An 8,550-nucleotide genomic window follows, 5' to 3' on the forward strand; every position below is an offset into this window, starting at 1 on the left:
TATAGCAGTTATCCTAATGGTCGGGTAGGAAGTTTTCATTTTGGCAAGTCGGTCGTCGATACCAAATTAGGTTACACTTCATCTTTGTGGCAAAAGCCACCAGTTTTTAAATTTAACTATCTATGGATACTATTCACGTTACAGGAATTCGTGCCTACGGTTATACAGGATATCTGGCCGAAGAACAGGTTTTAGGTCAATGGTTTGAGGTAGATTTATCCCTAGAACTTGATATCAGCATTGCTGGCAAAAGTGACGCGATTGAAGATACCCTAGATTATCGACAGGCGATCGAAATTGTCAAACACCAGATTGAAACCAGCAAATTTGCCCTAGTGGAAAAATTGGCCACGGTTATCGCTGAGGATATCCTACAACTCGATCGAGTGCGACAGGTAAGAGTACAATTATCGAAACCTGCCGCCCCAATTCCCCATTTCACCGGTAAAATCACCATCGATATTACTAGATCTCGTTGAGTTTACGGGTATGATCGACTAAACTTCGCGCAAAAGCGTCAAAACGTTGGGAAAGCTTCTCGTCAAGGATTTCTCCTTCTTCGTTGAAGACTTTCCACGCTTGTCCTAAACCAATTTGTTCCGGAATTACCCAAGCGTGAACCCAACGGAGAATGATTCTTAAGTCATTTAGGGCGTTACTATTGGATTGGCCGCCTAAAACACTGATTAATCCAGCAACCTTTCCCGATAACTCCTCAAAACTCATTAAATCTAGGGCATTCTTCATCACACCACTGACACTGCCATGATACTCCGGTGTCGCCAAAATTAATCCCGCTGCCGATTTAACCGTTTGCTGCATTTTGGCCACATCGGGATAGTCAGAATAGTCATCTCCCCCGTTACAGAAGGGTAAAGAGAGTTTTCTCAGGTCAATTATCTCTGTTTCTACTCCTAACGCCTGTACTCGACTGATAGCAACTTCTAACGCCATCGCACTATAGGATCCTGGGCGTAAACTGCCATTAATACCAACAATTTTGATCATAGAACTTATACAAACTCATAACGACTACATATAAGCTAACAAAAAAAGAGACAATTGGGGAAGCTTAGTTAAAAAAATATGTCGATGGGGCGGAGGGGGCGATCGATCTAAGTTTTAATGGGAGTAGAAAGAAAGATTTATTCCATTTCCCCTCATTGCCATGCCAGAATTTCTCGATTTTCTCAAACATAAATACGCCTATGTGGCTATTGGTGAATTCAAACCGGGGTGTTTTTCCGAAGCCCAAAAACTCTACGAAAAGGCCGTTTCCACCTATTCCACGGGATTCCAGGGGGCTTTTCTGCTGCAAAAACCCGGAACCGACGAAGGAATTGCCGTGATCATCTGGGATAAAATCGATGATATGGAGGCAAATAAAAGCGAAGCCCACGAATTATTGCTGAAATCCATGGCTCCTCTGTTTGCGAAACCGCCTGTCACCGATTTTTATGAAGTATGTAGCGAGATAGAAGGTTCCCCCATTTAAGGATAATGTTTCTTTTCGGTGGCGATTAATTTGGCGGCTAAAACCCCGCCTAGGAAACCAAATAAATGTCCTTGCCAAGAAATCCCCGGACGGGAAGGCAAAACGCCCCAAATTGTGCCACCGTAGAGTAAAAAGACTAAAATTGACAAGAGTATAGAAGGAATATTTCTTTGGAAATAGCCCCGCAGTAATAAAAAACCTAAATAGCCAAAAATCAAGATACTTGCCCCGATATGGATGGATCCGGGAGTAGCAAATAACCAGACTCCTAACCCCCCCACCAGCATAGTCAACCCAGTCACAATAAAAAAGTCACTGGTTTCCTGTAACATCACCAACCAACCGAGAATCAGGAAAGGAACCGTATTAGCGATAAGATGGGGAAAGTCACCGTGTAGGAAAGGTGCGAAAAGAATACCCCGCAATCCGATGACTTGATGCGGAATAATCCCGAAAATGTCTAAACTGCCCCGAAAAACAAATTGATCTAAAATCTCTAACAGCCAAAAAATCGCCACAAAGGTAGCGAGGATTATTGCTTGGGTTTTTATTTCTTGCCGAGATCCTTGACTCATAAGATTGATGGATGAGCTATTTTTTCCCATTATAGCCCCCCACATCAGTTATCAGTTATCAGTTATCAGTTATCAGTGATTCAGTTACCAGTGATTCAGTTACCAGTTAAGTAGGTGGGTGGAATTAAATATAAGATGAACGTAGGTTGGGTTGAAGCATGAAACCCAACGCCTGCATGGGTTACGCTACCGCTAACCCATCCTACAAATAATTGTGCCTCCCTACTTATCAGGTGTGAGTTATCAGTTTACTGTTTACTGTTTACTGTTTACTGCGGGACAAAGAGTGGCTAATTGACAGGAAAAACAAGCGGGATTTCTTGCTTTACAAACTGCCCGGCCGTGGTAAATAATACTAATAGAAAAAGTTTCCCAATCCGGTTGAGGTAGTAAAGCCATTAAATCCCGTTCAATTTTCACTGGATTGTTATTAGTAGTTAAACCCAAACGATTACTTAAGCGCTTAACGTGGGTATCTACTGTCACCCCCTCAATAATCCCGTAAGCGTGAGCGAGTACCACATTAGCCGTTTTTCTAGCTACCCCGGGTAAAGTTAATAATTCCGCCATTGTCTTGGGTACTTCCCCCTGAAAATCCTTGAGGATTTTTTGACAAGCACCCTGAATATTTTTAGCTTTATTGCGATAGAATCCCGTGGAACGAATGAGCGTTTCTAACTCCTCTCGCTCGGCAAAAGCTAAGGATTTAGCATCGGGAAAACGAGCGAATAAAGCAGGAGTCACCTTATTTACCCGCTCATCAGTGCATTGTGCCGAGAGAATCACTGCCACCAATAACTGCACGGGAGTTTGATAATTTAAGCTACAGGTTGCCTCTGGATATAATCGCTTTAAGTTGCTTAAAATTTCTAGGGCGCGCAGTTGAGGTTCAGTTTTTTTTCGAGAGTCCATCACTGGAATAAATCCTGAAAAACTGCTAGGTTAGCCGTGTCGCGCACGATTAAGAAAACTCCTAATCCTAAGAGTAAAACTAGACCTGTTTGCATGATGTTATCTTGCAGTTTAGTTGGGAGAGGTTTACCTAACAAAGCCTCGATTAATAAAAATACTAATTGACCGCCATCAAGAGCAGGTAAAGGCAGCATATTAATTACCGCTAAGTTAATACTAATTAGGGCGGCAAATTGAAAAAGATTACCCGCATCATTACGAGCGATTGCCGCTCCATATTCGACAATTTTAACCGGTCCTGCTACCTGTTGAACACTCTCTTTGAAGTTACTAACTAACTGCCCAAAACCTTGAACGGTTAATAGGGTTAATCGCTGAAATTCACCCGCACCTAAGCTAAAAGCTTGCCCAAAATTATCGGCTTTCAGGCGAGTTTCTTCACCGTTAGGAGCCAATCTCACCCCAATTTTACCCTGACCATCACTTCCCAATTCAGGAGTAACGATTAAATCGATCGTTTCTGTCGGGCGTTTGATGGTTAATTTTAGGGGTTGATCGGGGGAAGATTGAATAATGTCACGGAAGTCAATAATGGCATTTTGAGAAGCACCAAGGGGCTGATCATTGATAGCGAGAACAATATCCCCCGCTTGCATTCCCGCTTGTTTAGCGACGGAATTTTCAGCAGTGAAAACTTCAGGAATAATTACCCCTTCTTGATAGTTAATTTGGGGAAAACCCACCGTAGCGACTTGGGTAACAAGCAAAAAATAGGCAAAAATTAAATTAGCAATTACTCCCGCACTAATGACGATAGCTCGATCGAAAACAGGACGATTGCGTAATAAATCAGGATCGTTATTGGCAATTTGACTATCGGGATCGTCATCGGGAAAACCAACGTAACCCCCTAAAGGAATGGCGCGGAGGGCGTATTCCGTTTCTTTACCTTGATATTTAGCTAAAGCTGGACCAAAACCGATGGAAAAGCGATTAACATGGATAGATTGCCAACGAGCAGCGGCAAAATGACCCAATTCGTGAACGACAATTAATAGGGCAAGTACACCGATCGCTATTAAAACTGACATGATGATCAAATTATAATGACTTAGCTTTTGTTTATTGTAAGCGATCCTCTTGGATAGATTTCAAAAAATCTGGAGTTATCGCTAATTTTTCGATCATTTATGATAGAAGTGATCTTAACTGCCTAATCTGACCCAACGGAGAGCGATCGATGCCTTTGAGTGAGCGCGCCCAGCAATTAATCCCAAAAGCGAGAATCATCAGTTTCGCTAATTGGCCCTATCAGCAATCAGCGATCGCTATTTGGCAACAAGCGGATGATCAAACTCGCTATCTCAGCGATAGCGATTTAGATACTATCGTCAATTTAGAGCCTGATTTACTTGTTTATAGTCAACAAGCTCGAAAACTGCGGGATAATGCTACTTTTATCGTTGATAACGCTCGGGCGATGATTTCGGCCTTAGAAGCCTTAAAACAATACAGCTTAGAGTATTTTAGCGACTCAGAGAAAAACGCAATTACTACCTATTTTGATCACTTAATTACGGTTATGAAAAAGTTTTAAAACTGCGGCATTTAATCTGTGTTAAAATAATCAAGTCAACAGTTGAAAATGCCGCTCACCGAGGTTAAAACCCCGTTGAAACTCTCAAATCATCGGCGCAGGTGAGCCTCTGAGGGCCAGCCAAAACCTTGAGTGATCGCCCAGCGGGTTGAGGTAGTTGATAAAATAAGGGAGATCAAACCTCTTGCATAATTAATTTTTGAGGGTTCAAAAACGGCACAAATAACGATTAAATTCCATAAAATCTGTAAATAGACCATTTAATTGATTATTATTCATTCTTAATTCTCCTGGCTACTGACTCCCAACCCTAACAACAATTTTTGATTTTTACAAGAGGTCTATTCTATGGATGCCAAAGCGAAATTACTGGAATTGATCGCTGGTAGAAATCGCGGACTCCTGGCGACAGAAAGCGACCGCGTGCGGATTTTAGCGGCGATCGAACAATTGGAGGATCACAATCCCCATCCCCATCCCCTCGAAGTTAAACAACTATTAGGGGGCAATTGGCGTTTGCTATTCACCAGCAGCCGCAACATTCTGGGAATAGATCGCCTACCTTTTTTGCAATTAGGGCAAATTTATCAATATCTCGACCTGAACAAGGCCAAACTCTACAATATCGCCGAAATTATCGGCGTACCTTGGCTAGAAGGGGCAGTAATCGTCTCCGCTACCTTTGAACCCACATCCGAGCGTCGGGTAATGGTCAAATTTGAGCGCTCGATTTTCGGTCTGCAACGTCTTCTCAATTATCATTCTCCCCAAGAATTTATCGAAGCGATCGAGAGTGGCAAAAAATTTCCTCCCCTCGATTTTTCTTTCAATAATCGCCAACAAACAGGTTGGCTCGATATCACCTATCTCGATGAAGATCTCCGCATCGGCCGCGGCAGCGAGGGCAGCGTCTTTATTCTCGCTAAGGAAAAAACCTAACTTACAGAGCTATTCAGGAGACTCCGAGACTCCGAGACAGCTTTTATGTATTCTCCCCACTACCCCACTACCCCACTACCCCACTACCCCACCTCCCCACTTGCTCCCCCAGATGAATGCCCCGATCGGTTAGAATCAAAATATGGGAAAAAAATTATTTATTTTCGGGAACCTTTACTGAATTCTCCCGTCCTCAAGCTCTGAGTGAGGAGTTTATATCCTTAGAGGAAATCCCATGAGTCAATCGATTCCAGCATCTTGGTCACTTGAGGCCAAAAAGTCTCAAAACCCCGTGTCCCCTGACAAACTCTCCAACTACGATCTAATTGCACGCTGTCAGGAAGGGTGCCAGCCTGATCGAGCAGCTTTTGCGGAACTGCTGCGGCGCTATCAAGCTCATATTGATAAATTACTCTATCATTTGGCTCCCGATTGGCAAGATCGCGCTGATTTGGCTCAAGAGGTCTGGATTCGCGTCTATCGCAATATTAACCGTCTCCATGAACCCCTCAAGTTCCGCGGTTGGTTAAGTCGCATTGCCACTAATCTTTTTTACGACGAATTGCGGAAACGCAAGCGGGTTAATCACCCCATTTCCCTCGATGCTCCCCGGCGCGTGGAAGATGGCGAAATCGATTGGGATATCGAGTCCGATTACCCCAGTCCCGATGAACATCTCACTACCCACGAATTCTACGATCAATTACAGGCGGCGATCGCTGATTTACCAGAAGCTTTTCGGACAACTATTATTCTGCGAGAAATTGAAGGCATGGCCTACGAAGAAATTGCCGAGATGACGGGAGTTTCTTTAGGAACTGTTAAATCTCGCATTGCTCGCGCTCGCGCTAAATTACAATCTGTTTTACAGCCCTATTTTACGGAAGGCTAAAGAAAATTGTGGTGATTCGGCACTAACGGCCGAAGTGAGGAGTCGTTAAATTTAACTAGCTCCGTGCTGGTGAAAAGTGATTGCATACCGATCGCTTCTGGTCGAGGTCAACCATGAATAATTATCAACCCGAAGACGTTCAATGGATCAAGTCTTTGTTACGTCACGATGACAGCGATTGCAACTCCGCAACCGAGGATATTTTATTCTTAGATGAGGATAACGAAGAAGCTCATCGTTTCGATTTAATTAGCGCCTATATTGATAACGAAGTAACGGTAGAGGAACGGAAGCTAGTTCAGCATTGGTTAGACCATGATGCTGCCGCTAAAAAACTCTATCAGCAGCTCTTGGGATTACAAACTAATTTAAAGCAAATTCCCGTACCGGCTACTATGGCCAGCGACCGATTAGCAGAACAGGTGTTCAGAAAAGTCGATGGTCAGCGTCGTCGGCAATATTATGTTTATGGTGGCGCAATTTTCACCGCTATGGCGATCGCTGTTGGCTCCTACTTCGTCTCGGGACGCAATGATCCCCTCTCCCAAATGGCGAGCAGTCCGAGCAGTATTAGCCAAGAGGGAGACCATTTGATGATTGCTCTTAACCATCCGATTATGGAGATTCCCGCAACGGAACAGCCAAAAGAGAATGGCCAAAGGTAAGGTCTATTGAGATAAATGCCAGCATTCTCGTGCGATCGCCCAATCTTCCGCCGTAGCAATTACCATCACGCGTACTTTAGATGTCTCGCTGGCGATATCCTCATCCCGGGGACGAGCGGCATTTTTAGCTAAATCTAACTCTAAACCCAAAAAAGGCCAGCCTTGACTGGCTTTTTCCCGTACTAAAGCTGAATTTTCGCCGATTCCTGCCGTAAATACCAACACATCCAACCCCTCTAGAGAAGCGATCATCGATCCGATTAAACCTTTCAGACGATGAATATACATCTCAAATGCTAATTTTGCCCTCTCGTTGCCTTCGGCCATCGCCGTCGTAATTGCCCGCATATCCCCAGAAATACCCGAAATTCCCTTTAAACCCGATTCTTTATTGAGTAAACTATTTAAACTATCGGGATTATATTGATATTCTCGCTCTAGATAAATCAGAATCGCTGGATCGATCGAACCGCTGCGGGTTCCCATCATCAATCCCTCTAGGGGAGTAAATCCCATAGTAGTATCGATACTTTTACCCCCCTTGACTGCCGATAGGGAAGCACCATTGCCCAGATGACAGACCACCATTTTCAACGATTCTAGGGGTTTTCCCAACAATTCGGCCGCCCGTTGCGAGCAGTACTGATGACTGGTGCCATGGAAACCATAGCGACGGATTCCCAGTTCACTCCATTGGTAGGGAATGGGATAAAGAGAAGACTCAGGAGGGATAGAACGATGAAAAGCAGTGTCAAACACTGCTACTTGAGGAACATCGCCCAAAACTTGCTCTATCGCTTCAATTCCTTCTAAATGAGCGGGATTATGGCTAGGAGCCAGGGTAATCAGCTTTTTAATCGTTTCTTTGACCTGGGGAGTGATCATGGTCGCCTGGGAATATTCCGTGCCACCATGGACAACTCGATGACCGACTATACTAATGTCGGCGAGGTTGGCTACTACCTTAGTTTCGCCAGTGACTAAGGTATCTAACATCCGAGCAATTCCCGCCGGACGATCCTGACTAGAAAGATTAATTTCCTGTTTAATTCCCTGAGCTTTTACCGTTAAAACCGCGTAATCAGGGTTAACCGTCCAATCGATCCCCGCTTGCCAAATTGGTTGCGGAGGATGGCCGGGGAGAAACTCTAAATCGTACAAACAACTTTTTTGACTGCTCGATCCCGCATTTAAGACCAGAATTTTCATAAAAAAGCTCAATTAGGAGGTGGCTTGTGCTGATCATCGAAAATTTTGGGTCTGAAACCCCGTCGTAGAACGACGGCTTTACTGTTAAATATTAGCACATTTACGAAATATATGCTAGTGTGAAAGGACATGGAAAAAGCCTATTCGTTTCGATTTTACCCCACACCCGAACAAGAGTCGCTATTGCGGCGCACATTGGGCTGTGTAAGATTAGTTTACAATAAAGCTCTCCATCTCAGAACACAAGCTTGGTACGAAAGACAAGA

The 8,550-nt window shown here is 43.9% G+C and carries 12 protein-coding genes; 7 read left to right on the top strand and 5 right to left on the bottom strand.

Annotated elements, in window-relative coordinates; genetic code table 11:
- Nucleotides 1–122 precede the first annotated feature (122 nt).
- On the top strand, nucleotides 123–479 hold the full coding sequence (folB, locus tag IM500_RS21310; RefSeq protein WP_190719429.1) for a dihydroneopterin aldolase: 357 nt from the start codon (nucleotides 123–125) through the stop codon (nucleotides 477–479).
- Here the strand turns inward: folB and IM500_RS21315 are convergent.
- Nucleotides 466–1,008, bottom strand: coding sequence for an NADPH-dependent FMN reductase (locus tag IM500_RS21315; RefSeq protein WP_190719432.1), 543 nt, complete (start codon nucleotides 1,006–1,008; stop codon nucleotides 466–468). The two genes, folB and IM500_RS21315, sit on opposite strands and share 14 nt — an antisense overlap.
- Nucleotides 1,009–1,168: 160 nt before the next feature.
- Here IM500_RS21315 and IM500_RS21320 point away from each other — a divergent pair, with 160 nt between their 5' ends.
- Entirely contained in the window at nucleotides 1,169–1,495 is a 327-nt protein-coding gene (locus IM500_RS21320; protein ID WP_002759792.1) for an antibiotic biosynthesis monooxygenase family protein, read from the top strand.
- Here IM500_RS21320 and IM500_RS21325 read toward each other — a convergent pair.
- From IM500_RS21325 to rseP, 3 genes are all read right to left on the bottom strand, one after another.
- Nucleotides 1,492–2,100 (bottom strand): rhomboid family intramembrane serine protease, encoded by a 609-nt coding sequence (locus tag IM500_RS21325; protein WP_002795707.1) that lies wholly within the window; start codon nucleotides 2,098–2,100, stop codon nucleotides 1,492–1,494. The two genes, IM500_RS21320 and IM500_RS21325, sit on opposite strands and share 4 nt — an antisense overlap.
- Nucleotides 2,101–2,325: 225 nt before the next feature.
- Nucleotides 2,326–2,982 (bottom strand): endonuclease III, encoded by a 657-nt coding sequence (gene nth, locus IM500_RS21330; protein ID WP_190719435.1) that lies wholly within the window; start codon nucleotides 2,980–2,982, stop codon nucleotides 2,326–2,328.
- On the bottom strand, nucleotides 2,982–4,073 hold the full coding sequence (rseP, locus tag IM500_RS21335; protein WP_190719438.1) for an RIP metalloprotease RseP: 1,092 nt from the start codon (nucleotides 4,071–4,073) through the stop codon (nucleotides 2,982–2,984). Before rseP ends, nth begins: the two co-directional genes overlap by 1 nt.
- A 149-nt stretch (nucleotides 4,074–4,222) precedes the next feature.
- Here rseP and IM500_RS21340 point away from each other — a divergent pair, with 149 nt between their 5' ends.
- The 4 genes from IM500_RS21340 (at nucleotide 4,223) to IM500_RS21355 (ending at nucleotide 7,075) form a co-directional block, all read left to right on the top strand.
- Nucleotides 4,223–4,579 (top strand): bilin-binding protein, encoded by a 357-nt coding sequence (locus tag IM500_RS21340; RefSeq protein WP_190719441.1) that lies wholly within the window; start codon nucleotides 4,223–4,225, stop codon nucleotides 4,577–4,579.
- Nucleotides 4,580–4,927: 348 nt separating this feature from the next.
- Nucleotides 4,928–5,518 (top strand): PAP/fibrillin family protein, encoded by a 591-nt coding sequence (locus IM500_RS21345; protein ID WP_147069961.1) that lies wholly within the window; start codon nucleotides 4,928–4,930, stop codon nucleotides 5,516–5,518.
- Nucleotides 5,519–5,753: 235 nt separating this feature from the next.
- A complete protein-coding gene (locus tag IM500_RS21350) occupies nucleotides 5,754–6,410 on the top strand; it encodes a sigma-70 family RNA polymerase sigma factor (protein ID WP_002759776.1) in 657 nt (218 codons plus the stop codon).
- Between the two features lie 113 nt (nucleotides 6,411–6,523).
- The gene (locus IM500_RS21355; protein ID WP_147072862.1) at nucleotides 6,524–7,075 is read left to right on the top strand and encodes an anti-sigma factor family protein; all 552 of its coding nucleotides are present in this window, start codon (nucleotides 6,524–6,526) and stop codon (nucleotides 7,073–7,075) included.
- Between the two features lie 3 nt (nucleotides 7,076–7,078).
- Here the strand turns inward: IM500_RS21355 and IM500_RS21360 are convergent, their stop codons facing one another.
- On the bottom strand, nucleotides 7,079–8,284 hold the full coding sequence (locus IM500_RS21360; protein WP_287739499.1) for an acetate kinase: 1,206 nt from the start codon (nucleotides 8,282–8,284) through the stop codon (nucleotides 7,079–7,081).
- Between the two features lie 129 nt (nucleotides 8,285–8,413).
- Here IM500_RS21360 and IM500_RS21365 point away from each other — a divergent pair.
- Nucleotides 8,414–8,550: helix-turn-helix domain-containing protein (locus tag IM500_RS21365; protein WP_287077519.1), on the top strand; the 137-nt coding region annotated here is incomplete at its 3' end.

It is taken from the genome of Microcystis sp. M179S2 (genome assembly GCF_020245805.1).
GTDB classification, from domain to species: Bacteria; Cyanobacteriota; Cyanobacteriia; order Cyanobacteriales; family Microcystaceae; genus Microcystis; species Microcystis aeruginosa.

What these genes read in the sequence shown, in the direction of transcription:
- folB (WP_190719429.1), top strand. Translation starts at nt 123, where the DNA reads ATGGATACTATTCACGTTACAGGAATTCGTGCCTACGGTTATACAGGA.
- IM500_RS21315 (WP_190719432.1), bottom strand. Translation starts at nt 1,008, where the DNA reads ATGATCAAAATTGTTGGTATTAATGGCAGTTTACGCCCAGGATCCTAT.
- IM500_RS21320 (WP_002759792.1), top strand. Translation starts at nt 1,169, where the DNA reads ATGCCAGAATTTCTCGATTTTCTCAAACATAAATACGCCTATGTGGCT.
- IM500_RS21325 (WP_002795707.1), bottom strand. Translation starts at nt 2,100, where the DNA reads ATGGGAAAAAATAGCTCATCCATCAATCTTATGAGTCAAGGATCTCGG.
- nth (WP_190719435.1), bottom strand. Translation starts at nt 2,982, where the DNA reads ATGGACTCTCGAAAAAAAACTGAACCTCAACTGCGCGCCCTAGAAATT.
- rseP (WP_190719438.1), bottom strand. Translation starts at nt 4,073, where the DNA reads ATGTCAGTTTTAATAGCGATCGGTGTACTTGCCCTATTAATTGTCGTT.
- IM500_RS21340 (WP_190719441.1), top strand. Translation starts at nt 4,223, where the DNA reads ATGCCTTTGAGTGAGCGCGCCCAGCAATTAATCCCAAAAGCGAGAATC.
- IM500_RS21345 (WP_147069961.1), top strand. Translation starts at nt 4,928, where the DNA reads ATGGATGCCAAAGCGAAATTACTGGAATTGATCGCTGGTAGAAATCGC.
- IM500_RS21350 (WP_002759776.1), top strand. Translation starts at nt 5,754, where the DNA reads ATGAGTCAATCGATTCCAGCATCTTGGTCACTTGAGGCCAAAAAGTCT.
- IM500_RS21355 (WP_147072862.1), top strand. Translation starts at nt 6,524, where the DNA reads ATGAATAATTATCAACCCGAAGACGTTCAATGGATCAAGTCTTTGTTA.
- IM500_RS21360 (WP_287739499.1), bottom strand. Translation starts at nt 8,284, where the DNA reads ATGAAAATTCTGGTCTTAAATGCGGGATCGAGCAGTCAAAAAAGTTGT.